Source organism: Arthrobacter sp. SX1312, from assembly GCF_002929295.1.
Classification (GTDB): domain Bacteria; phylum Actinomycetota; class Actinomycetes; order Actinomycetales; family Micrococcaceae; genus Arthrobacter_D.
Map to the genome: position 1 here is coordinate 887,200 of NZ_PJIM01000001.1, position 22,976 is coordinate 910,175.

General features: G+C 71.1%; 18 protein-coding genes and 1 tRNA gene. 9 read left to right on the top strand and 10 right to left on the bottom strand.

Annotated elements, in window-relative coordinates:
* Positions 1-70 precede the first annotated feature (70 nt).
* Positions 71-1,177 carry a branched-chain amino acid aminotransferase gene (locus CXQ92_RS04210; RefSeq protein ID WP_104165508.1) on the bottom strand — a complete coding sequence of 369 codons (1,107 nt, stop codon included), beginning with the start codon at positions 1,175-1,177 and terminating at the stop codon, positions 71-73.
* 97 nt (positions 1,178-1,274) lie between these two features.
* On the bottom strand, positions 1,275-2,327 hold the full coding sequence (locus CXQ92_RS04215) for a 3-isopropylmalate dehydrogenase (protein ID WP_104165510.1): 1,053 nt from the start codon (positions 2,325-2,327) through the stop codon (positions 1,275-1,277).
* Positions 2,328-2,438: 111 nt separating this feature from the next.
* On the opposite strand from CXQ92_RS04215, the gene CXQ92_RS04220 reads away from it, so the two are divergent.
* From CXQ92_RS04220 to CXQ92_RS04245, 6 genes are all read left to right on the top strand, one after another.
* Positions 2,439-3,644, top strand: a complete 1,206-nt coding sequence (locus CXQ92_RS04220) for a sensor histidine kinase (protein ID WP_104165512.1) — start codon at positions 2,439-2,441, stop codon at positions 3,642-3,644.
* Between the two features lie 62 nt (positions 3,645-3,706).
* Positions 3,707-4,456, top strand: a complete 750-nt coding sequence (locus tag CXQ92_RS04225; protein ID WP_104165513.1) for a response regulator transcription factor — start codon at positions 3,707-3,709, stop codon at positions 4,454-4,456.
* Positions 4,457-4,603: 147 nt separating this feature from the next.
* The gene (locus CXQ92_RS04230; protein WP_104165515.1) at positions 4,604-5,380 is read left to right on the top strand and encodes an ABC transporter ATP-binding protein; all 777 of its coding nucleotides are present in this window, start codon (positions 4,604-4,606) and stop codon (positions 5,378-5,380) included.
* 1 nt (position 5,381) lies between these two features.
* Positions 5,382-7,958 carry an ABC transporter permease gene (locus CXQ92_RS04235; protein ID WP_104165516.1) on the top strand — a complete coding sequence of 859 codons (2,577 nt, stop codon included), beginning with the start codon at positions 5,382-5,384 and terminating at the stop codon, positions 7,956-7,958.
* A 61-nt stretch (positions 7,959-8,019) separates the two neighbouring features.
* Positions 8,020-9,738 (top strand): ATP-binding protein, encoded by a 1,719-nt coding sequence (locus tag CXQ92_RS04240; RefSeq protein ID WP_104165518.1) that lies wholly within the window; start codon positions 8,020-8,022, stop codon positions 9,736-9,738.
* A 30-nt stretch (positions 9,739-9,768) separates the two neighbouring features.
* Positions 9,769-10,308, top strand: a complete 540-nt coding sequence (locus tag CXQ92_RS04245; RefSeq protein WP_104165520.1) for a hypothetical protein — start codon at positions 9,769-9,771, stop codon at positions 10,306-10,308.
* Positions 10,309-10,326: 18 nt separating this feature from the next.
* Here CXQ92_RS04245 and metG read toward each other — a convergent pair whose 3' ends face one another.
* From metG to ilvD, 7 genes are all read right to left on the bottom strand, one after another.
* On the bottom strand, positions 10,327-11,901 hold the full coding sequence (metG, locus tag CXQ92_RS04250) for a methionine--tRNA ligase (protein WP_104165522.1): 1,575 nt from the start codon (positions 11,899-11,901) through the stop codon (positions 10,327-10,329).
* A 59-nt stretch (positions 11,902-11,960) separates the two neighbouring features.
* On the bottom strand, positions 11,961-12,890 hold the full coding sequence (locus CXQ92_RS04255; protein WP_104165524.1) for an acetamidase/formamidase family protein: 930 nt from the start codon (positions 12,888-12,890) through the stop codon (positions 11,961-11,963).
* A gap of 26 nt (positions 12,891-12,916) precedes the next feature.
* Entirely contained in the window at positions 12,917-14,506 is a 1,590-nt protein-coding gene (serA, locus tag CXQ92_RS04260; protein WP_104165526.1) for a phosphoglycerate dehydrogenase, read from the bottom strand.
* A gap of 137 nt (positions 14,507-14,643) precedes the next feature.
* Positions 14,644-15,669 (bottom strand): ketol-acid reductoisomerase, encoded by a 1,026-nt coding sequence (ilvC, locus tag CXQ92_RS04265; RefSeq protein WP_104165528.1) that lies wholly within the window; start codon positions 15,667-15,669, stop codon positions 14,644-14,646.
* 53 nt (positions 15,670-15,722) lie between these two features.
* Complete coding sequence (gene ilvN / locus CXQ92_RS04270; protein WP_104165529.1) at positions 15,723-16,235, bottom strand: acetolactate synthase small subunit; 513 nt, start codon at positions 16,233-16,235, stop codon at positions 15,723-15,725.
* 2 nt (positions 16,236-16,237) lie between these two features.
* The gene (locus CXQ92_RS04275; RefSeq protein WP_104165531.1) at positions 16,238-18,118 is read right to left on the bottom strand and encodes an acetolactate synthase large subunit; all 1,881 of its coding nucleotides are present in this window, start codon (positions 18,116-18,118) and stop codon (positions 16,238-16,240) included.
* Positions 18,119-18,468: 350 nt separating this feature from the next.
* Positions 18,469-20,172, bottom strand: a complete 1,704-nt coding sequence (gene ilvD / locus CXQ92_RS04280) for a dihydroxy-acid dehydratase (protein WP_104165532.1) — start codon at positions 20,170-20,172, stop codon at positions 18,469-18,471.
* Positions 20,173-20,404: 232 nt separating this feature from the next.
* Between ilvD and CXQ92_RS04285 the strand changes: the two genes are divergently transcribed.
* Positions 20,405-20,857, top strand: coding sequence for a hypothetical protein (locus CXQ92_RS04285; RefSeq protein ID WP_104165534.1), 453 nt, complete (start codon positions 20,405-20,407; stop codon positions 20,855-20,857).
* 52 nt (positions 20,858-20,909) lie between these two features.
* Here CXQ92_RS04285 and CXQ92_RS04290 read toward each other — a convergent pair whose 3' ends face one another.
* Positions 20,910-21,878, bottom strand: a complete 969-nt coding sequence (locus tag CXQ92_RS04290; RefSeq protein ID WP_104165535.1) for a 2-hydroxyacid dehydrogenase — start codon at positions 21,876-21,878, stop codon at positions 20,910-20,912.
* A 152-nt stretch (positions 21,879-22,030) separates the two neighbouring features.
* Between CXQ92_RS04290 and CXQ92_RS04295 the strand changes: the two genes are divergently transcribed.
* Together CXQ92_RS04295 and CXQ92_RS04300 are read left to right on the top strand one after the other, a co-directional pair.
* Positions 22,031-22,103, top strand: a tRNA-Lys gene (locus CXQ92_RS04295).
* Positions 22,104-22,212: 109 nt separating this feature from the next.
* The gene (locus CXQ92_RS04300; RefSeq protein ID WP_104165537.1) at positions 22,213-22,923 is read left to right on the top strand and encodes a hypothetical protein; all 711 of its coding nucleotides are present in this window, start codon (positions 22,213-22,215) and stop codon (positions 22,921-22,923) included.
* Positions 22,924-22,976: the final 53 nt, after the last annotated feature.

The window sequence follows — 22,976 nt, forward strand, 5'->3', positions numbered from 1 at the left end:
GTGAACGACCACGGCGTCCCTCCCGCACCCCTGACGGGGCGGGACGGACGCCGTCGTGTTCTCCCGAGGTTCAGACCAGGCGCGTGAGCCAGCCGTGCGTGTCCTCGACGACGCCGGTCTGGATGCCGAGCAGCTCGCTGCGGATGGACATGGTCACCTCGCCGGCGGGGGCGCCCTCGGCGCCGATGAACTCGTCGCCGTCACGGAGCCGGCCGATGGGCGTGATGACCGCGGCCGTGCCGCAGGCGAACACCTCGGTGATCTCGCCGCTCGCGACCCCGTCGCGCCACTCGTCCAGCGTGATCTTGCGCTCGCTGACCTCCAGTCCCCGGTCCCGGCCGAGCTGGATGATGGAGGACCGTGTGACGCCCTCGAGGATGGTGCCGGAGAGGGCCGGGGTGACGATCGACCCGTCACGGAACACGAAGAACACGTTCATGCCGCCGAGCTCCTCGACGGCGTTGTCGTTGAACTGGTCGAGGAAGAGCACCTGCTTGCAGCCGTGGGCCTCCGCCTCGAGCTGGGCCGCGAGCGAGGAGGCGTAGTTGCCGCCGGCCTTCGCCGCCCCGGTGCCTCCGCGTCCTGCCCGCGCATAGTTGCGGGAAACCCAGATGTCTACCGGCCTCACCTCGCCGCCGAAGTAGTTCCCGGCGGGCGAGGCGATCACGCGGTAGGACACCTCGCGGGCAGGACGCACGCCGAGGAACGCCTCCGTGGCGATCATGAACGGCCGGAGGTACAGGCTCTCGCCGTCGCCGGAGGGGATCCACTCCTGGTCGACCGCGACGAGCCGGCGCAGGGACTCGAGGAAGAGTTCCTCGGGCAGCTGGGGCAGCGCGAGGCGGATCGCCGAGCGGTTCAGGCGCGCCGCATTGGCGTCCGCGCGGAAGGTCCACACCGAGCCGTCCGCGTGGCGATAGGCCTTCATGCCCTCGAAGATCTCCTGGCCGTAGTGCAGGACGGCGGCCGCAGGGTCCAGGGCGATCGGCCCGTAGGGCTCCACGCGCGCATCGTGCCAGCCGCCGACGCCCGACTCGTCGACGCTGAAGTCGACGATCGCCGTGTGGTCGGTGAAGAAGTTGCCGAAGCCGGGGTTCGCCAGCACCGCATCCCGCTCCTCGGCCGACGCCCGCTGCGTCGAGAGGTGCTGGGCGAAATGGGTATCCGTGGCTGTCATGGTTCCTCCGCGCTGGTACGGACTGTACGCGCGGCTCGGCCGCCGTCGTCCGTCGGTGGTCAGTGCTCCGGCACTGGGTTAATGATGTGTAACCACCTTAGGACACGGCCGCGGCAATAGCATCGCCGATCGCCGAGGTGCTCCGCGCACCCGAGCGGGCAGCGATGTCCTCCTCGACCGCGCGTTCGATCCGTGCCGCGCGGTCCGTGAGGCCGAGATGGTGCAGGAGGAGTGCCGCGGAGAGGATCGCGGCGGTCGGGTCGGCCACCTGCCGGCCCGCGATGTCCGGCGCCGAGCCGTGCACGGGTTCGAACATGGACGGAGCCGTGCGGTCCATGTTCAGGTTTGCCGACGCCGCGAGCCCGATGCCGCCTGTCACGGCTGCCGCGAGGTCCGTCACGATGTCCCCGAAGAGGTTGTCGGTGACGATTACGTCGAAGCGCGACGGATCGGTCACGAGGAAGATCATCGCGGCGTCCACGTGCAGGTAGTCGTGGGTCACGTCCGGGAAGTCGGCGGCGACGGCTTCCACGGTGCGCTTCCACAGGTGCCCTGCGTACACGAGGACGTTGTGCTTGTGCACCAGGGTGAGCTTCTTCCTCCGCGCGGCGGCCCGCCGGAACGCATCGCGCACCACCCGCTCGACGCCGTGCGCGGTGTTGAGGGACACCTCCGTGGCCACCTCGTGCGGCGTGCCACCGCGCAGCGTCCCGCCGTTGCCGGTGTAGGGGCCCTCGGTCCCCTCCCGGACGACGACGAAATCGATCACCCCGGGATCCGCCAGGGGACTGGGCACGCCGGGGAACAGCCGTGAGGGGCGCAGGTTCACGAAGTGGTCCAGCGAGAAGCGGAGCTTCAGCAGGAGCTCGCGCTCGATCAGCCCCGACGGGATGCGGGTATCGCCGGGGGCGGCGCCCACCGCTCCGAAGAGTATGGCATCATGCACCCTGAGCAGGTCGAGGGTGGCATCCGGCAGCGTCTCCCCCGTGGCCAGCCAGTGCTCGGCACCGAGCGGGTACTCGGTGAGGAAGAGCTCGGCGGCGTCACCCACCGCCGCGAGCAGCACCTTGACCGCCTCGGCGGTCACTTCGGGCCCGATCCCGTCTCCCGGGATGACGGCGAGGTCGAGACGGCGGGATGCATCAGTCATGGTCCCAGCGTAGGAAAGCGTTCCGGGTGGCAACAATCCGTCCGCAGGGTGAGACGGCTCCACCCTGGGTCTGATGTGCGCGGCCGAGCGCCCCGCCTAGAGTGGGACTCCATGGACATCCACCTGCGGCTGGCGCGCTGGGTCCGCACGCATCCGCGAACCGTCGATGCCTGCCTGGTACTGGCGATCCTCCTCCTGTTCGTCCTGCCCTTCGCGGCGGACGGCATCGAGGGGTACACGCTGATCGTCGTCGTATCGGCGGCGCTGACCGTCCCGCTGGTATGGCGCCGCTCGCGCATCGTCCTCTCGGCCGGGCTCGTCGCCGGCGTCTCCGTGATCCAGCTGGTCACCGGGATCGAGCCGGTGGCGGCCCAGTTCGTCATCCTCATCACGCTCTTCACCCTCGCCGCCCACGGTCCCCGGTGGGCGAGCCTCGGGGGGCTGGGACTGGCCGTCGCCGGCACATCGATCGGCCTGGTGCGGTACGGCACCCTGATCGGACTCGGCCCCGGCCAACCGGCCCTCACCACCGTGCCGCTGTTTCTGATCCTGCTGTTCCTCGTGGAATCGCTCGTGCTGCTCGCCTGGACGCTGGGCGATCTGTCGCGTTCACGTCGCCTGACCTACCAGGCCCTCGAGGACAGGACGCGCCGGCTCGAGGTCGAGCGGCAGCAGGAACGGGACCTCGCCGCGGCGGACGAACGCAGCCATATCGCCCGCGAGATGCACGACATCGTGGCCCACTCCCTGTCCGTGATCATCACCCAGGCCGACGGCGCCCGGTACGCCAGTGCGCACTCCCCGGAGGTCGCCGTCCGGACCCTCGGGACCATCGCCGACACCGGGCGGGGATCCCTCCGCGAGATGCGGCGACTGCTCGGGGTGCTGCGCGGGGACGAGAGTGCATCCACCCGCCCCCTGCCGACGCTCGACGACGTCGACTCCCTCGTCCGGTCGGTGCGCCGGTCCGGGATCCGCGTCGCGTGCCGCCGCACGGGGACGCCGCGCGGCGACCTGCCACCCGGCGCGGAGCTGACCGCCTACCGCGTGGTCCAGGAAGCGCTCACCAACGTGCTCCGCCATGCAGGGGCGGCCACCACCGCCGACGTGGTGCTCGACCACGGTCCCCGGGGGCTCAGCATCACGGTCGACGACGACGGCCGGGGCGCCGCGGCGGATCCCGCCACCGCGGGTGCGGGCCAGGGGATCCTGGGGATGACGGAGCGCGTGCGGCTCTACGACGGTTCCGTAGCTGCTGCGCCCCGGACCGGCGGCGGCTACCGGGTGGAGGCCTTCATCCCCTACACACGGACCTGAGGCACTCCGGGCCGGAGACCGGCACCACCCCAGCACGGCGATCAGAGGAGACGACACAGAGCATGGACAGCATCACCGAGACCCCCGCCGGCGACCGCCTCGCGGCAGGGACGGCCGACGCCGCCGCACCGATCCGCGTCACGATCGTCGACGACCAGCACCTCGTCCGCAGCGGCTTCGCCATGCTCATCAACTCCCAGCCCGACCTGCGGGTGGTGAGCGAGGCAGCGAACGGCGAGGCCGCGGTGAGGGCGCTCGCGAGCACGCGCGCCGACGTCGTCATGATGGACGTCCGGATGCCGGGCATGGACGGCATCGAGGCCACCCGGCGGATCCTCGCCGACCGCACCCCGTCGGCGGGTGCCGCGGCCGGCCCCCGCATCGTGGTGCTGACGACCTTCGACCTCGACGAGTACGCCCTCGCGGCGATCCACGCCGGGGCCAGCGGGTTCCTGCTGAAGGATGCACCGCCGGAGGAACTGCTCGAGGCGATCCGGACGGTGCACCGCGGGGACGCCGTGATAGCACCCTCGACGACGCGCCGGCTGCTCGACCACGTGGCACCGCTGCTGCGGCAGCCCTCCCCCGAGCAGCACGCCCACGCGGAGGCCGTGGCGCGACTCACCGTCCGCGAGCGCGAGGTGTTCGGGCTCATCGCCCAGGGCCTGTCGAATCCGGAGATCGCCGCGAAGCTCTACCTCTCGGAGGCGACGGTGAAGACGCATGTGGGACACATCCTGGCCAAGCTCGAGGCGCGGGACCGCGTGCAGGCCGTCGTCATGGCGTACGAGACAGGCATCGTCCGGCCGTGACCGGCACGTCCGCACCCCGCCTCGGCGCGAGTGCGGACCGGGGGTGGAGACCGTGCGCGTCCGGCTCATCCCACGGGAGGAGACTCCCCCCTCGATCCACGACCTGGCGGCGATCCGCCCGACGGCCGGCGTCCCTAGCGTGGAAGCATGACCTTATCGACGAATCTCCCCGGGGCGATCCCGGGCTCCTCGGCGCCGCCCTCCGGCGCCGTCGCCGCGCGCGCCGTGTCCAAGAGCTACGGCCGGGGCGAGACCGCTGTCCACGCCCTCCGCGACGTCACCCTCGACTTCGAGCCGGAACACTTCACCGCCATCATGGGACCGTCCGGGTCCGGCAAGTCCACCCTCATGCACTGCCTGGCCGGACTGGACAGCATCGACACCGGCCGGCTCTGGATCGGGGGCACCGAGATCACCGGGCTCCCCGACGCCGCCCTGACGCGGCTCCGGCGCGAGCGCGTCGGCTTCGTCTTCCAGGCCTTCAACCTCGTTCCGACCCTCACCGCCGAGCAGAACATCACGCTGCCCGTCGCGCTGGCCGGCGGCACGGTGGACACGGCCTGGCTGCAGCAGATCTCGTCGTCGCTGGGCCTCGGTGACCGCCTCACCCACCGTCCGCACGAGCTCTCCGGTGGCCAGCAGCAGCGGGTCGCCGTCGCCCGCGCCCTGCTGACCCGGCCCGATGTCATCTTCGGTGACGAACCCACCGGCAACCTCGACTCGGCCACGGGCGCCGAGGTGCTGTCCCTGCTCCGGCGGAGCTGCACCGAGATGGGCCAGAGCATCATCATGGTCACGCACGACCCCGTCGCGGCGTCCTACGCCGACCGCGTGGTCCTCATGAAGGACGGCGCACTGGTGGGCGAACTCCAGCAGTCCACCCCCGACGCCATCCTCGGCGCGCTCGCGGCGCTGGGGGGCTGACGTGCTGCAGGTAGCCCTCGCCCAGGTCCGGGTCCATGCCCGGCGCTTCCTCGCCGTCGGCCTCGCCGTGATGCTCGGCGTCGCGTTCCTCTCCGCGACCCTCATGGTGGGCGGGACGACGAAAGCCAGCCTCCAGGAGAGCATCGGTGCCTCCTACGCCGGGGCCGACCTCGTAGTGACCGCGCAGGACGGCGGCTCCGTCCCCACCGGGGTGGCAGCCGACCTCGCCGCCCTCCCCGGTGTGGACGCCGTCCACGGCCTCGAACGCGCCTACGGTCAGCTCAGCACGGGCTCCGACGACTCGCTCGCCGTCCTGACCACGACGGCCCCCTCGCGGCTCGAGACCGCGATCATGACCGCGGGGTCCTACCCGGCGGAACCCGGCCACGTGGCACTGGACGAGGACTCGGCGGCCCGCCTCGACGTCGTCCCCGGCGACACCGTGGCGCTCGACGCCGGCGCTCCCGCCACCTCGCCGGGCAACGCACTGACCGTCACCGGTCTCACGGTGCCGAGTACGGACCCCGCCCTCGCCGGCGCGGTGCAGGTCCTCGCCTCCCCGACCGTGGTGCGGGAACTGAACGACGGCGAGACCCTGTACCGCAACGTGCAGCTCGCCCTGACGCCCGGGGCCGATCCGGCCGGGGTACGCGCCGCTGCCTCCTCGGCCGTCGCCGCCGCACCCGCGGACGAACGTGGCCCGCTGGTGGTCCGGACGGCGGCGGAGCAGACCGTCGCGGAGGTCGCCGAGTTCTCGAACGGCAGCGACGTGCTCACCGGGGTCCTGCTCGCCTTCGCGGCCGTAGCCGTCCTCGTCGCCGGGCTCGTCATCTCGAACACCTTCTCGGTCCTGGTGGCCCAGCGCACCCGCGAACTCGCCCTCCTGCGCTGCATCGGCGCCGAGCGGCGTCAGGTCCGCGCCTCAGTCCTCGCCGAGGCCGCGATCGTGGGCGCCGTGTCCTCGGTGCTCGGCGTGCTGCTGGCCGCGGGGGTCATGGGCGCGCTCGTGGCCCTGGCCCGGCAGACCGAGTACGGCTCCTTCGCGGTCCTCGCCGTGCCGGTGTCCGCCGTCGTCACCGGTATCACCGTGGGCGTGCTGATGACCCTCCTGGCCGCGCTCGTCCCGGCGCGCGCCGCCACACGCGTGGCCCCCCTCGCCGCACTCCGGCCGGTGGAACCGCCGGTCCTCGGGAGCGGCAGGGGCCGGGTCCGCCTGGTCGCGGGCCTCGTGGCGGTCCTCGTGGGCGGGGGGCTGCTGCTGCTGGGCGCGGTGTCCGTCGCCCTCGTCCCGGCCGTCGCGGGCGGCGCCGCCTCCTTCCTCGGCGTCATGCTCCTCGCACCCTTCTTCGTGCCCCGCTGTGTCGCCGCCGTCGGCAGGATCGCCCGACCGCTGGGCGTGCCCGGCACCCTCGCGTCGCTGAACGCGGTGCGCAACCCCGCCCGCACGACGGCGTCCTCGGCGGCCCTGATGATCGGCGTCACCCTCGTCACCATGATGATGGCCGGCGCCCAGAGCTCCCGGACGGCCCTGGAACGGGAATTGGCCGAGAACTACGCCGTCGACCTCGCGGTCTCGGTCCCCGGCACCGCAGCGGCGACCGACGCACCGGGAGGCGAGCCACCCCGCGTCGACGGACCGACGCTGCTGGAGGTGGACGGCGTGCGGACCGCCGTCGAGCTCACGCCCGTGATGCTCACGAGCACGCAGGACGGCGGGCAGGTGGTCTACGCCGTGGACCCCGCGGAGCTCGCCGGCGTCCTGCGCGCGGAGGGCGCCGCCCTGACCGACGGGGTGGTCCTCGCCCCCCAGACGTGGACGCAGACCGACGTGACGCTCGAGGGGGGCGACGGCCCCACGACGCTCCCCGTCGCGTCCGTCGACGCCGCCTACTTCCAGCCCCTGATCACCACCGACACGGCGGAACGCCTCGGCGGTACCCCGGACGGAGCCCTCTCCGCCTACCTGGACATGACCGGGGACCCCGCGGCGGACCGGGTGCCGGGGGCGACCCTCGAGGACCATCTGGGGACGACGTACTGGCTGAAACTCGACGACGCCGCCGATGCGGAGTCGGTGACGGACATCCAGGCGCGGATCGTGGATGCCACGGGCGTGTCCGAATACCAGGTCACGGGGGCGGCGCTGGAACGGGTGGCGTACAACCAGGTCATCGACGTCCTGCTCCTGATCGTGACGGCACTGCTGGCCGTCGCGGTGCTCATCGCGCTGATCGGCGTCGCCAACACGCTCTCCCTGTCCGTGCTGGAGAGACGCCGGGAGAATTCGCTGCTGCGGGCGCTCGGCCTCACTCGGGGCCAGCTGCGTGGGATGCTCGCCGTCGAGGCCGTGCTCATGGCCGGTGTCGCGGCGCTGCTCGGGGCCGGTCTGGGCATCCTCTACGGCTGGCTCGGCGCGCAGTCCGCCCTGGGCGGGCTGGCCCCCGTCAGCCTCGCGGTTCCGGTCGGGCAGATCGCGGCGGTCCTCGCGGTGGCGGTCGGGGCGGGCCTGCTGGCCTCCGTGCTCCCGGCGCGCCGGGCGGCCCGCCTGTCACCGGTCGCCGGGCTGGCAACCGACTGACGCCCGTCGCGCCGTCCTCTCCGACTGCTCCCGTGCCACCTATATTGGGAGCAACGCAGTCGTGATCGGAGAGGACACCGTGGGGCAGGACGAAGCAGCAGGGAACGGCGGCGGGGCGCTCGCCGTCGTCGCCTCCGCGTCCGCCGAGGACGGCGCGGCCGTGCACCGGGTGCTCGCCGAGGGCGGGTGTCGGGTGAGGACCGTCGTTCCCGGGGCGTCCGTGCTCGACGAGGTCCTCGAGGCCGCCCCGGACCTCCTGCTGGTCGACCTGCCCACGGCCCTCGCCCATGCGGACGCGCTGCCGGACGTCCTCACCCGGCACCCGGCGCTCGCGAGCCTGCCCGTGATCCTCCTCCTCCCCGAGGGCTGGACCGGGGAGATACCGGGAGCCGTCGGCAGATATGCCTCCGACGTCGTCTTCCCTCCCGTGCACCCCGCCGAGCTGCTGCACCGCGCCCACGCGGCGATCGCACGACGACGGCGGCGCCGGGCGCAGCGGGCGTCCGCCGCCCGGCTGCGGGAGGCCATGCGGGCCATCTCCGCCCGCATCCGCGCCACGAACGACCCGGCGGCCATGATCGATCACTTCCTTCCCGGCGTGGGACGCGCGCTCGGCGCACACCACGTGGCACTGCAGGTCTTCGACGACGAGCGCGTCGCCGCCCACGGCAGCAGCTGGACCGACCCCGCGGAGGGCACGCGGACGCCGCTGGCCGCACCCCGGCGCGAGCACGAGCAGGACGCACTCCCCCTTGCGCTGGCCCTCTGGGAGGACAGCGCGACCGGCACCTTCAGCACCGGTCCCGGGGCCGTGCCCGACGCCGGAGAGGTCCCGGTCCCAGGGTGGCTGCGGGAGGGCGACGCCGGGCGACGCACCGTGCACGGCGTCGTCGCGGCACTGGGCGAGGGAGACACACCGTTCGGCCTCCTGTGGATCATGCGCGAGGAGCAGCCGCAGGCCTTCTCCGGGGTGGAAGGTGCCCTGACCCAGCACGTGCTCGGGAATCTCGCGCACGGACTGATCCAGGCCCAGCTCATCTCGCGTCAGCAGCAGGCGGTCCGGAAGCTGCAGGCGCTCAACCAGGCCAAGAGCGACTTCGTCGGGACCGTGAACCACGAACTCCGCACCCCGCTCGCCTCGATCGCCGGGTACCTCGAGATGATCCTCGACGGCGTCGGCGGGGAACTGCCGCCGGAAGCGAGCACCATGCTGCAGGCCGTCGAGCGCAACACCGCCAAGCTCAGCGACCTGATCGAGAACATCTCCGCGCTCTCCTCCCGGGAATCCGAGGCGCCCGAGCACGGACCCGTGGACCTCGTGCACCTCCTCTCGGAGCTCGCCGCGCGTGCCGTCCTGCAGGCCTCCGCCGGCCGCGTCGTGCTCGAGTGCACGCTGCCGGATCATCCGGTGACGGTGTCCGGGGACCGCGGACAGCTCTCGGCGGCCCTGGCGATCGTGCTGTCCAACGCCGTCAAGTTCACGCGGGAGGGAGGCACCGTCTCGATCGGGCTGGCCCACGAACCGGACCACGGACGCGTGGTCGTCGTCGTGCGGGACACCGGTATCGGGATCCCTGCGGACGACGTGCCGCGCCTCTTCGACTCGTTCCACCGGGCTGCCAACGCGGACCGGGCGCTGCCCGGGGCCGGCGTCGGGCTCTCCGTCGCCAAGAAGACGTTCGAGGCGCACCGCGGGAGCATCACGGTCGAGTCCACCTTGGATGTCGGGACCGCCGTCGCCATCACGCTACCGCTGCTGGAACACGCTGCCGTAGGGTGAGGTGCTGATCATCCGATGGAAGGAACACCCATGACGAGCGCCACGAACGGCACCCCGGGAAGCCGGCTGGACCCCGAAACGCTCCTGCCCTACCTGGACCTCCACCTCGCCGGCGCCACGAACGGCGTCCGGCTGTTCAACGCGGCCCGGATCTCCTGGGCGAACACACCGCACGAGGCGGAGTTCACCCGGTTGCGCAAGGAGATCAGCGAGGAGCGCACCTATCTGAAGAAGCTGATCAAGGGCCTGGGACACCGTCCCAGCCGCCTCAAGATGGGCCTCGCGCACGTCGCGTCCGTGGTCGCCGAGTTCGATCCCCTGAACCCCCTGCGCCGTAAGGCGACCGCCGGGGCGCAGCTGGAACTCGAGGCCCTCCAGTCCCTGCTCAGGGGCAAGGAGGCGCTGTGGTCCACACTCCTCGCCCTGCCGCCGGACGCGACCGCCGGCCCCAGGCACCAGGGCTTCGACCGCACAGAACTCGAGCGCCTGCTGGTCGCGTCGAAGCAGCAGCAGGACACCGTGGGCCGCGTCATGACGGAGACCGCCCCGGCCCGCTTCCTGCTCCAGTAGACCCCTCGGGGCCGGCGGTCACGCCGTGACGGGCTCCTCGTACTTGGGGAACACCGGCGTCGGCGCGGGGAGGGGCGTCCCCGGTTCGATCCGCTCGTCCAGGGCGGTGAAGAGCCGGCGGGCGTCGTCGCTCGCGTCCCCCTGGCCGAGGGCCGTGAGGATCCGCGCGGCGCTGGTCGGCATGACCGGCTGGGCGAGGACGGCGACCACGCGGAGCACCTCCAGCGTCACGTAGAGCACGGTCGCCATGCGCTCCGGATCCGTCTTCCGCAGCACCCACGGCTGCTGGTCGGCGAAGTACGCGTTCGTCTCGCCGAGGACGGTCCACACGGCCTCGAGGGCGCGGGAGAACTCCTGCTTCCCGTACGCGGCACGGCTCGTGTCGAGCAGTGCGTGTGCCCTGTCGAGGATCGCCGTGTCGGCGGGGGCGAACTCCCCCGGCTGCGGCACGGCGCCCCCGCAGTTCTTCGCGACCATCGACAGCGACCGCTGCGCGAGGTTCCCGAAGTTGTTGGCGAGGTCGGAGTTCATGCGCCCCACCACGGCCTCGTGGCTGTAGGAGCCGTCCGCGCCGAACGGCACCTCGCGGAGGAGGAAGAAGCGCACCTGGTCCAGGCCGTACTGGTCCACCCAGTCGGCCGGCGCCACGGTGTTGCCGAGCGACTTCGACATCTTCACGCCCTTGTTGTGCAGGAACCCGTGGATCATGACGCGCTTGGGGACCTCGAGCCCGGCGGACAGCAGGAAGGCCGGCCAGTAGATGGCGTGGAAGCGGGAGATGTCCTTGCCGATCACGTGGACGTCCGCGGGCCAGAACTTCCGGAAGCGCTCGGACGCGGTGTCGGGGAAGCCGATGCCGGTCAGGTAGTTGGTGAGCGCGTCCACCCAGACGTACATGACGTGCCGGGGGTTGCCGGGCACCGGGACGCCCCAGTCGAAGGTGGTGCGGCTGATGGACAGGTCCTCGAGGCCGCGGCGCACGAAGGAGATGACCTCGTTGAAGCGGGACTGGGGCGCACCGAACTCGGGCTGCGCCTCGTAGAGGTCCAGCAGCTTCTGCTGGTAGGCCGAGAGCCGGAAGAAGTAGCTCTCCTCCTCGGTCCAGGTGACCTCGGTGTCGGTCTCCGTCGCATACCGCACGCCGTCCTCGCGGACCTCCGTCTCGTCCTCGCCCCAGAACGATTCGTCGCGCACCGAGTACCAGCCGGCGTACTTGTCGAGGTAGATGTCGCCGTTGGCCTCCATCCGCTTCCAGATCTCGGTGGCGGCGGCGTAGTGGTCCTCGTCCGTGGTGCGGATGAAGCGGTCGTAGGAGGTGCCGACGACGTCGTTCATGTCCCGGAACGCCTGCGCGTTACGGGTGGCGAGCTCCCGGACCGGGACGCCCTCCTTGTCCGCGGACTGCTGCATCTTCAGCCCGTGCTCGTCGGTGCCCGTCAGGTACATGACGTCGTAGCCGTCGAGGCGCTTGAAACGGGCCATGGCGTCCACGGCGATCGTCTCGTAGGCGTGGCCGATGTGCGGCACGCCGTTGGGGTAGGAGATGGCCGTGGTGATGTAGAACGAGGGCTTCTCGTCGGCTGCGGGAGTCACCCTATGAAATTACCCCGCGCGGACCGCATTTGCCCAAGCGTGCAGCGCAGGCCAGGACCTCAGGCGGTTCCCACGGCGTCGAGCCCCAGCACCGCGTGGACCCCCCACGTCTGGTTCGCGATCTGCGTGACCCGGAGGTCGACGACGGCACTCGCCAGGGCCAGCGCGGCTTTCCGTTCCAGCCCGTGCAGGTGCTGCAGCCAGGTGAGCATGGCACCGAGCGCCTCCGCCGTCGCCCGGTTGAGGTCCGCGTCGAAGCCGAAGGTGATGCGTGCGGTCGGCGTCACCGCATGGATGCCGGGGACGGGGGCGTCGCGGAGGACGTCGACGGTGACCGTCGTCGTCATGCCGCACTCGATGGCGGTGCCGCCCACCTCGCCGTCGCCCTGGGCGGCATGCCCGTCGCCGAGGTGGAGAAGGGCGCCGGGCACCGTCACCGGGAGGAAGAGCGTGGATCCTGCCGTGAGTTCCCGGCAGTCGATGTTCCCGCCGCCCTCCGCGCGCGGCGGGGTGGTCGAGTGCTCGCCCGGCTCCGCCGGCGGCAGCCCCACCACGCCGAGGAAGGGCGCCAGCCGGACGACGTGCCCGTACTGGTTGGTGCCGGTCCCGGCCACCCGGTCGAGGTCCCAGAGCAGCCACGCGGGCTCCGCCCCGTCGAGGCCGAGGCTCCGCGCGAAGGCGTCGTCCCGCCGACCGGCCACCGTGAAGCCCCAGTCCGCGGGCTCCAGCGCGTCGAAGCGCACCGCGAGGACGTCGCCGGGTACGGTCCCGGCGACGTCGATCGGCCCGGTGAGGGCGTGGCCGCGCCGGTCCGGGAAGCGGTAGGGCGTCACTGCCCCCGGCGTGGCCTGCCGCTCGAGGTGGCCGGACGCGTCGAGGGACTCGACGACCACGCGGTCGCCGGGTTCGATCCTCAGCACGGGCGGGGTGTCCCGCGACAGGACCTGGCTGGCGGTCGCCTGTGTCGCCGGGAGGTGGTGGGTGGGCATGCTCGTCCTCTCGTGCCGGCCGTCGCTCAGTCCTGCAGGTCCACTTCCCGCGCCACGGTGGCACCGATCTCGGTCCGGATGGCGTCCAGGACCTCCTGCGGCACCGCGCTGTCCACGGTGAGGAGGGACAGCGCCTGGCCGCCCTCCTTGTTCCGGGCCACCTGCATGCCGGCGATGTTGATGTCCCGCTCGCCGAGGAGCCGGCCGAGGGCGCCGATCACGCCGGGGCGGTCGGTGTAGAGGAGCACGAGGAGGTGCTCGCTGATGGGGATCTCGAGGTCGTAGCCGTTGACGCCCACGAGCTTCTCCACCTGCTTCGGTCCCGTGAGCGTCCCGGCCACCGAGATCTGACTGCCGTCGGACAGCGCCCCGCGGAGGCGGAGCACGTTGCGGTACTCCTCGGACTCGGGCGTGGTGATCAGGCGCGAGGTGATGCCGCGCTGCTCGGCCAGGACGGGCGCGTTGACGTAGGACACCTGCTCGGAGACGACGTCGGTGAAGACGCCCTTGAGGGCGGCCAGTTCCAGGGCCTTGACGTCGAGGGACGCGATCTCGCCCGCCACCTCGATGTCGATCTGCGTCAGGGAGGCGTGCGTGAGGGCCGTGAAGATCCGGCCGAGCTTCTCCATGAGCGGGATGCCGGGCCGCACGGCCGGATCGATCACGCCGCCGGCCACGTTGACGGCGTCGGGCACGAGCTCCCCGGCGAGGGCGAGCCGCACCGATTTCGCCACGGAGATCCCGGCCTTCTCCTGGGCCTCCTCCGTGGACGCCCCGAGGTGGGGGGTCACCACGACGCTGTCGTGCGCGAAGAAGGGGAGGTCGGTGCTGGGCTCCCGGACGAAGACGTCGACGCCGGCTCCGGCGATCCGCCCCTGCTCCAGCGCGGTGTGGAGGGCCTCCTCGTCGACCAGCCCGCCCCGGGCCACGTTGACGACGTAGGCGGTGTCCTTCATGAGCGCGAAGGCGTCGGCGCCGAGCATCCCGACGGTCTCGGGGGTCCTGGGCATGTGGATGGTGACGAAGTCGGACTCGCGGAGCAGTTCCTCGAGGGACACGAGGCGCACCCCGAGCTGGGCGGCCCGGGCCGAGGTCACGTAGGGGTCGTAGGCGAGGATCTGCGTGCCGAAGCCCTGCAGGCGGGCCGCGACGAGGGCCCCGATCCGGCCGAGGCCGATGATGCCGATGTTCTTCTCGTACAGTTCCGTGCCCGAGTACTTCGAGCGCTTCCACTCCCCCGCCTTGAGTGCGGCGCTGGCCTGCGGGATGTTCCGCGCGAGGCTGAGGATGTGGCCGACGGTCAGTTCGGCGGCGGAGATGATGTTCGACGTCGGGGCGTTCACGACCATGACGCCGGCCTGCGTGGCGGCCTTGATGTCCACGTTGTCCAGGCCCACCCCCGCGCGGGCGATGACCTTCAGCTTCGGCGCGGCCCGGATGGCTTCCTCGTCCATGCGGGTGGCCGAGCGGACGAGGACGGCGTCGACGTCGGCCAGCGCGCCGAGCAGCTGGGAGCGGTCGGCGCCGTCGGTGCTGCGGATCTCGAAGTCGGGGCCCAGCGCGTCGACGGTGGCGGGCGAGAGTTCTTCGGCGAGGAGGACGACGGGCTTGGTCACTGGGGGTTCCTTCGGGGTGGGCGGGAGTGCGGACGGGGCGGGACGGACCGTGCCCGGAGGCGGACACAGGTCCGGCAGGACACCTGCTCGTCGCTGAGCATCGAACACGTGTCCTGCCGGGACGGGGGCGGGCGGCGCTAGCGCGCTACGGAGCCCTCGGTGTAGTCGTCGTTCGTCTTGATCCATGAGAAGAGCTTGCGGAGCTCCCGGCCCGTGCTCTCGATCGGGTGGTCCTCGCCCTTCTTGCGGAGTGCGGTGAACTCGGGCGCACCGGCGTCCTGGTCGTCGATGAACCGCTTGGCGAAGGCACCGTTCTGGATGTCCGCGAGGACGGCCTTCATGTTCTCCTTCACCTCGGGCGTGATGACACGGGGCCCGGAGACGTAGTCGCCGTACTCGGCGGTGTCCGAGACGCTCCAGCGCTGCTTGGCGATGCCGCCCTCGACCATGAGGTCGACGATGAGCTTGAGCTCGTGCAGCACCTCGAAGTACGCGACCTCCGGCTTGTAGCCGGCCTCGGTCAGCGTCTCGAACCCGTACTGGATGAGCTGCGAGGCGCCACCGCAGAGCACGGCCTGCTCGCCGAAGAGGTCCGTCTCCGTCTCCTCGGTGAACGTGGTCTCGATGACGCCCGCGCGGGTGCCGCCGATCGCCTTCGCGTAGGACAGCGCCAGGTCGCGGGCCTTGCCCGAGGCATCCTGCTCGACCGCGATGAGGTCGGGGACGCCGCGGCCGGCCTCGAACTCGCGGCGGACGATGTGCCCGGGGCCCTTGGGTGCCACGAGGGCGACGTCGACGTCTGCCGGCGGCTGGATGTAGCCGTAGCGGATGTTGAAGCCGTGCCCGAAGAACAGGGCGTCGCCGGCCTGCAGGTTCGGCGCGATCTCGTCCTTGTACACGTGCCGCTGCACCTGGTCAGGGGTGAGGACCATGATGAGGTCCGCCTCCGCGGTCGCCTCGGCCACGGAGAGCACCCGCAGGCCCTCGGCCTCGGCCTTCGCACGCGACGCCGAGCCCTCCTTCAGTCCGACGCGCACATCGACGCCGGAGTCCCGCAGGCTCAACGCGTGGGCGTGGCCCTGGCTGCCGTAGCCGATGACGGCCACGGTGCGGCCCTGGATGATCGAAAGATCTGCGTCGTCGTCATAGAACATCTCGGTCACGGGTGTTTTCTCCTTGGGGTGGGTGCTGCTGGAAAGGTCTGGTGGGTCGGGGGTCAGGCGCTGCGCAGCGCGCGGTCGCTCATCGACTTGGCGCCCCGGCCGATCGCGAGCGTGCCCGACTGCACGATCTCGCGGATGCCGAACGGCTCGAGGACGGACAGGAGCGCCGCGAGCTTCTCGGCCGTGCCCGTCGCCTCGATGATCAGCGAGTCGATCGCCACGTCGACGACGGACGCGCGGAACAGGTCCGCGGCCTGGGTCACCTGGAGGCGCGTGGCGGCGTCGGCCCTGACCTTGATCAGGACGTGGTCGCGCTGCACGGACTGCTCGGTGGTCAGCTCGACGATCTTGATGACGTTGATGAGCTTGTTCAGCTGCTTGGTGACCTGCTCGAGGAGATCGCCCTCGGCTTCCACCACAACGGTGATGCGGGACATGCCCGCGACCTCGGTCGGTCCGACGGCGAGGGAGTTGATGTTGAACGCGCGCCGCGCGAACAGGCTCGCGACGCGGGTCAGGACGCCGGGGACGTCCTCGACGAGCACGGACAGGGTATGGCGTGCCATGGTCAGTCCTCCTGTTCCCAGGTCGGGGTCATGTTGCGGGCGATCTGGATGAGGTCGTTGCTGACGCCCGAGGGCACCATCGGCCACACCATGGAGTCGCGGCTGACCACGAAGTCGATGACGACGGGGCGGTCGTTGATCGCCAGCGCCTGCTCGATGGTGGCGTCGATGTCCTCGTCCCGCTCGCACCGCAGTCCCACGCAGCCGTACGCGTCGGCGAGCTTCACGAAGTCCGGCACGCGGACGGTGTCATGGCCCGTGTTGAGGTCGGTGTTGGAGTAGCGGCCCTCGTAGAAGAGGGTCTGCCACTGCCGGACCATGCCGAGCGAGGAGTTGTTGATGACCGCGACCTTGATGGGGATGTTGTTGATGACGCAGGTGGCCAGCTCCTGGTTGGTCATCTGGAAGCAGCCGTCGCCGTCGATGGCCCAGACCACGCGGTCCGGATTGCCCACCTTGGCGCCCATGGCGGCCGGGACGGAGTAGCCCATGGTGCCGAGGCCGCCGGAGTTGAGCCAGGCGTGCGGGCGCTCGTACTGGATGAACTGTGCGGCCCACATCTGGTGCTGGCCGACGCCGGAGACGAAGACGCCCTCGGGTCCGGTCAGCTCGCCGATGCGCTTGATGACCTGCTGCGGGGCCGACAGGCCGTCGTCGGGCCGGGTGAAGCCCACCGGGTAGGTCTCCCGGAGGTGGTCGATGGTCCTCCACCAGGCGGAGATGTCCGGGCGCTCCTGCGCCGCGAAGGACTCGCGGACGGCGGCGGTCAATTCGGGGATGATCTCCTTCACCGAGCCGACGATCGGCACGTCGGCCGCGCGGTTCTTGGAGATCTCGGCCGGGTCGATGTCGGCGTGGATCACCTTCGCGTGCGGCGCGAAGCTCGCGAGCACGCCGGTCACGCGGTCGTCGAACCGCGCACCGAGCGTGATCAGCAGGTCCGCCTGCTGGAGCGCGGTGACGGCCGAGACCGAGCCGTGCATGCCCGGCATGCCGACGTGCTGCTGATGGGAGTCGGGGAAGACGCCGCGGGCCATGAGGGTGGTGACCACGGGCGCGCCGACGAGCTCGGCGAGCTCCCGCAGTTCCTGGGAGGCGTGCCCCTTGACCACGCCACCGCCCACGTAGAAGACGGGACGCTGCGATCCGCTGATCAGCCGTGCGGCCTCACGGACCTGCTTGGCGTGTCCGCGCAGCACGGGCCGGTAGCCGGGGATGTCGATCCGGGGCGGCCAGGAGAAGGTCATCGACGACTGCTGGGCGTCCTTGGCGATGTCCACGAGCACCGGGCCCGGGCGGCCGGTGGTGGCGATGTGGAACGCCTCGGCGAGCACGCGGGGGATGTCCTGGGCGTTGGTGACGAGGTAGGAGTGCTTGGTGATCGGCATGGTGATGCCGACGATGTCCGCCTCCTGGAAGGCGTCGGAGCCGATGAAGGCGCTCGAGACCTGGCCGGTGATGGCCACCATGGGGACGGAGTCCATGTGCGCGTCCGCGATGGCGGTCACGAGATTGGTGGCACCCGGTCCCGAGGTCGCGATGCACACGCCGGGACGGCCGGTGACCATGGCGTAGCCCTGGGCCGCGTGGCCGGCTCCCTGCTCGTGCCGGACGAGGATGTGCCGGAGCTTCGTGGACGCCAGGAGGGGATCGTAGGTGGGGAGGATGGCTCCGCCGGGAAGGCCGAAGACGTCGTCGACGCCGAGTTCCTCGAGGGAGCGGACGATCGCCGCCGATCCGAGCATCTCGGTGGGGGCCACGACCCGGTTGGGGCCGCGGACGGAGCTCGCCGGAGCGACGGGCGCCGACTCGCGCGCGGGTGCTGCGGGAGGTGCTGGCCTTGCTGCCAACAGCGCTGGGCTGATGGGCGATCCCTTGGACATCTCAGACTTCCTTTGGAACGTTCGCTGCACTGCTGCAGCTGTGACTGCGGGCTTCCGCGCACTCTTCTGTATTGACGGGTTGTGTCAACAAAAAAACCCCTCAGCCTGGTGGGGCTCTACGAGGGGTTGCGCGTGACTGCAGTCGTCTACAAGACGGGCTTCAGGCCACGCGCTGCATAAGAATGACGACTACGGGTTCGGGCTGCATACCTGTAGTTTCCACGCCCCCGGGAAAGGGTGTCAACCGGACCCCTTCCCGTCTCACATGATGGACAAGCAGTCCAGTTAGTGGACATTAACCCCTGGGCCGGGGGCCGCCGGGAGGTCGCGACTTCCCGGCGGGTGGGGCCTCAGCCGCAGTAGGCCCCTTCGGAGGCCGAGTGGACGAGCTTGGCGTACTTCGCCAGGACGCCCTTGGTGTAGCGGGCGGGAAGGGGCTCCCAGCCGATCCTGCGCTCCTCGAGCTCGGCCTCGTCGACGAGGAGGTCGAAGCTCTTCGCGGCGATGTCGACGCGGATGCGGTCGCCGTCGCGCACGAAGGCGATGGGTCCGCCGTCCACGGCCTCCGGCGCCACGTGCCCGATGCAGAGGCCCGTGGTGCCGCCGGAGAAGCGGCCGTCGGTCAGCAGCAGCACGTCCTTGCCCAGGCCGGCGCCCTTGATCGCGCCGGTGATGGCGAGCATCTCCCGCATGCCGGGGCCGCCCTTCGGGCCTTCGTAGCGGATGACGACGACGTCCCCTGCGTGGATCTGCCCGGCGTCGAGCGCGTCCAGGGCGCCCTGCTCGCGCTCGAACACGCGTGCCGTTCCCTCGAAGATGTCGGCGTCGAACCCGGCGCTCTTCACCACGGCGCCCTCAGGGGCCATGGACCCGTGCAGGATGGTGATACCGCCAGTCTTGTGCAGCGGGTTGTCGAGGGCCCGGAGGATCTTGCCGTCGAGATCCGGCGGATCGATGTCCGCGAGATTCTCCGCGAGCGTCTTGCCGGTAACGGTGAGGCAGTCGCCGTGCAGCAGTCCGGCGTCGAGCAGTGCCTTCATGATCACGGGGACGCCGCCCACCTTGTCGACGTCGAACATGACGTAGCGGCCGAACGGCTTGAGGTCGCCGAGGTGCGGGATCGTGTCGCCGATCCGGCTGAAGTCGTCGAGGCTCAGGTCCACCTCGGCCTCGCGGGCGATCGCCAGGAGGTGCAGGACGGCGTTCGTGGAGCCGCCGAAGGCCATGGTGACGGCGATGGCGTTCTCGAAGGCCTTCTTGGTCATGATGTCGCGCGCCGTGATGCCGAGGCGCAGGAGGTTGACGACAGCCTCGCCGGACTTCTGAGCGAATGCGTCGCGTCGGCGATCGACGGAGGGAGGGGCAGCGGACCCGGGCAGTGACATTCCGAGGGCCTCGCCGATGCAGGCCATGGTGTTGGCGGTGTACATACCGCCGCACGCGCCTTCCCCGGGACAGACAGCGCGTTCGATGCTGTCGAGGTCCTTCAGGCTCATCGTGCCTGCTGCACAGGCTCCCACGGCCTCGAAGGCGTCTATCAGGGTGACTTCCTTCTCGGTGCCGTCCTCGAGCTTGGCGAAGCCCGGCATGATGGTGCCCGCGTAGAGGAACACGGAGGCGAGGTCGAGGCGGGCGGCCGCCATGAGCATGCCCGGCAGGGACTTGTCGCAGCCGGCAAGGAGCACGGACCCGTCGATGCGCTCGGCCTGCATGACGGTCTCGACCGAGTCCGCGATGACCTCCCGGGAGACGAGGGAGAAGTGCATGCCCTCGTGTCCCATGGAGATGCCGTCGGAGACGGAGATGGTGCCGAACTGCATGGGAAACCCGCCCGCGGAGTGGACGCCCTCCTTCGCCCCCTGCGCCAGACGGTTCAGGGAGAGATTGCAGGGGGTGATCTCGTTCCAGGAACTCGCGACGCCGACCTGCGGTTTCGCGAAGTCGTCGTCGCCCATGCCCACCGCACGAAGCATCCCGCGTGAGGGGGCCGCGTGGATGCCGTCGGTGACGATACGGCTTCTTGGCTTGATGTCTGGGGTTGTGTCCGCGCTCATAGGGGAGAGTCTAGGCCCGCGTCGCGGGCAGGTTTCGCCATGTGACCGGCCTGTTACAGCCGTCCGCGGGCCCGGTGGCGGCGGGCCCGCACGTGCGCGCCGTGCCTCGTCCGGCAGGCGTCCGCTCCGGTACAGTGTGGACTTCGCGGGCGAATCGACAGCCCGCCGGGCGCACCGCGAGCAGTCCCGTGAGGGGCCGAGTCCGACAGCCTCCTACCGCAATGGCCGTGATATGACCCCCGATGAGCCCTCCTCCAGCCGACCGCTCGACGGCGGGCAGGGCCTGAAGAACGCCCTGCGCCGGGTCTTCGACTCGCAGATCCCCAATTACGGCGATTACAACCTCGTGTTCGCGGTGCAGGCCGCCGCGCCCGGCGCCCGGACGGCCTACGTCGTGGGGTACCGGTGGAAGCCGGCCGAACTGATGATCGCCCCGGTGGACCTCGCCGGCATCACGGGCGCCGGCGTACCCGTCGAGGTCAACATGACCAACCTGGCGCACGCGCTGCAGTGGGACGAGGACGGCAGCTTCGAGGTGGGGACCAGCACCGGTCGGATCTTCCGGTTCGGCGTGACGGCGGCTCCCGTGCTCGACGTCGGCCCCGGCACGGCCCTGCTCCTCGCCCAGCACGACGACGTGACGGACTTCACATCCTTCATGGCGGCCTTCATCAGCATGGCCTGAGCGCCTGCCGGCACGCCGCAGGGCGGCTGGCCCGTCCTGTCCGTCAGGGGCGTCAGGTCCAGGGCCCGCGCCGCACGAGGTTGGCCGGTTCCGCACCCCGGCCGAGCAGCTCGACCTGCCGGCGGAGCAGCGCGAGGATCCGGGGCGGGAAGGCCCCGGTGTTGCCGCCGACGTGCGGGGTGATGATCACCCCCGGCGCGCTCCACAGCGGGTGCCCCGCGGGCAGCGGTTCCGGGTCGACGACGTCCAGCGCCGCCCGTAGCCGGCCCGCCAGCACCTCACGGGTCAGCGCCGCGGTGTCGACGACGGCGCCGCGGGCGACGTTGACGACGAGTGCGCCGTCGGGCAGGGCCGCGAGCACCTCCGCCCCGATCAGCCCGCGTGTGGCGTCCGTGAGCGGCGTGATCACGATGACGACGTCGTGCTCCGGTGCGAGCCGGACGAGTTCGTCGCTGCCGTGGACGTGGCCCAGGGCGTCGTCGCGCGCCGAACTGCCGACGCGCGTGACGATCGCCTCGAACGTCTCGAGCCTCCGGCGGATCTCCTCGCCGATCCCGCCGACGCCCACCAGCAGGACCCGCCGGTCCGCGAGGCCCGGGTAGCGTGCGCTGTGCCAGCGACCCTCGGCCTGCTGCCGCACGGCGTCGTCGATCCCGCGCAACGACGCGAGGGCGAGGCCGACGGCGAGTTCGGCCGTGGCCGCCGCATGGACGCCGGCAGCCGTGGCGATGGCGACGCCGGGGCCGACGAGGTCCGCCACGCCGTCGTAGCCCGTGGACTGTGTCTGCACGATCTTGACGTTCGGGGCGGTGTCGAGCGCCCCGTCGAGGTGCGCGCGGCCCGTGTACGGGAGGACGACGGCGTCGAGGTCGGCCGGGTCGCAGCCCTCGGGCGGCGTGTGGAAGTCCCAGAGCACGACGTCGACGCCCGGCGAGACGCCGGACAGGGCGTCCCGCAGATCGGCGGACGGGACGCTGAGGATGCGGACGGTAGGGGGCGCCGTGGCGGCGGGGGTCGTCATGGCGCCAGCCTAGCGCCGCCCCGGCGCCGGGATCCGCCGGACCCTCCGGTGCGGCATCGATCCCCCGGTTTCAGGTTTCGGGCAAAGTGCTGGTAGAGTTTCATGCTGTTGCGGATGACCCGGACGGCATGAGGAAGCCGGGAAAACGCCACGCACCTCTAGCTCAATTGGCAGAGCAATTGACTCTTAATCAATGGGTTTCGGGTTCAAGTCCCGAGGGGTGCACATCGAAGCCCCGCCCTTCAGGTCTCGCCGCCTGGAGGGCGGGGTTTCGTTTCTTTAAGCGGCTCCCTCGTCCTCGTGGGGCAGCAACGGCCGGGCCTACGATGGACGCGTGAACGATATCCTCTCCTTCGCCGGGAGCTACTGGTGGCTGGTTTTCCCGCTCTCGGGTGTTTTCGCCATCTGGGGCAAGTCCTTCTCCGAGGCGACGGAGCGGCGGCACCAGCGCAAGATGGAGCTGTACCGGTTGAAGCATCCCGCCGGCCTTCCGGCGCCGCTCGAGGCCCCGACGCCCGCGCCGAGGAAGGCCGTCCCGACGAGGAGCCAGGGCGACCACGTACGGCGCATGCACGACGAGGTCGACCGCAAGTGGCTGGCCTACGAACTCGATGCCGCGAAGCTCATCGACTACCCGATGATGACCGACGTCCGCGAGCCGCTCACCGTGGCGTTCCTCCGGGCCAAGCGGGAGGCGGACTCGCTGCGGCCGGAGGACCCCGCCTCGATGACGCCCGAGGACCTCGCGGCGTACCGTTCCGCCGTCACCTCCTACGACGTCGCCTTCCAGATCGCCGAGACCGAGGCCCGGCGGGTCCGTGCCAGTGGATTCACCACCGAGGAGCGGCAGCGGCTGGAGACGGCGCGCCGGCTCGTGACCGTGGCCATCGACGACGCCGCCACGGCGGCGGAGCGTCAGACCGCCTACCGCCGTGCCCGCCGTGAGCTCGACGGCCTGATCGTGCTGCCGGACGCCACGGTCAGCTCACTGGAGGAGAAGGTCGCCGGGGCGATCGGCCAGCGGCCGGAGCCCCCACTGCCCTGAGGTCCGTGGGGCCCTTCCCGGTTCCGCTCCCGGGGACGATAATCGGTCCGTCC

Coding starts and splice junctions, on each gene's coding strand:
- CXQ92_RS04210 (WP_104165508.1), bottom strand. CDS start 1,177: ATGACAGCCACGGATACCCATTTCGCCCAGCACCTCTCGACGCAGCGG.
- CXQ92_RS04215 (WP_104165510.1), bottom strand. CDS start 2,327: ATGACTGATGCATCCCGCCGTCTCGACCTCGCCGTCATCCCGGGAGAC.
- CXQ92_RS04220 (WP_104165512.1), top strand. CDS start 2,439: ATGGACATCCACCTGCGGCTGGCGCGCTGGGTCCGCACGCATCCGCGA.
- CXQ92_RS04225 (WP_104165513.1), top strand. CDS start 3,707: ATGGACAGCATCACCGAGACCCCCGCCGGCGACCGCCTCGCGGCAGGG.
- CXQ92_RS04230 (WP_104165515.1), top strand. CDS start 4,604: ATGACCTTATCGACGAATCTCCCCGGGGCGATCCCGGGCTCCTCGGCG.
- CXQ92_RS04245 (WP_104165520.1), top strand. CDS start 9,769: ATGACGAGCGCCACGAACGGCACCCCGGGAAGCCGGCTGGACCCCGAA.
- CXQ92_RS04255 (WP_104165524.1), bottom strand. CDS start 12,890: ATGCCCACCCACCACCTCCCGGCGACACAGGCGACCGCCAGCCAGGTC.
- ilvN (WP_104165529.1), bottom strand. CDS start 16,235: ATGGCACGCCATACCCTGTCCGTGCTCGTCGAGGACGTCCCCGGCGTC.
- CXQ92_RS04275 (WP_104165531.1), bottom strand. CDS start 18,118: ATGTCCAAGGGATCGCCCATCAGCCCAGCGCTGTTGGCAGCAAGGCCA.
- ilvD (WP_104165532.1), bottom strand. CDS start 20,172: ATGAGCGCGGACACAACCCCAGACATCAAGCCAAGAAGCCGTATCGTC.
- CXQ92_RS04285 (WP_104165534.1), top strand. CDS start 20,405: ATGACCCCCGATGAGCCCTCCTCCAGCCGACCGCTCGACGGCGGGCAG.
- CXQ92_RS04290 (WP_104165535.1), bottom strand. CDS start 21,878: ATGACGACCCCCGCCGCCACGGCGCCCCCTACCGTCCGCATCCTCAGC.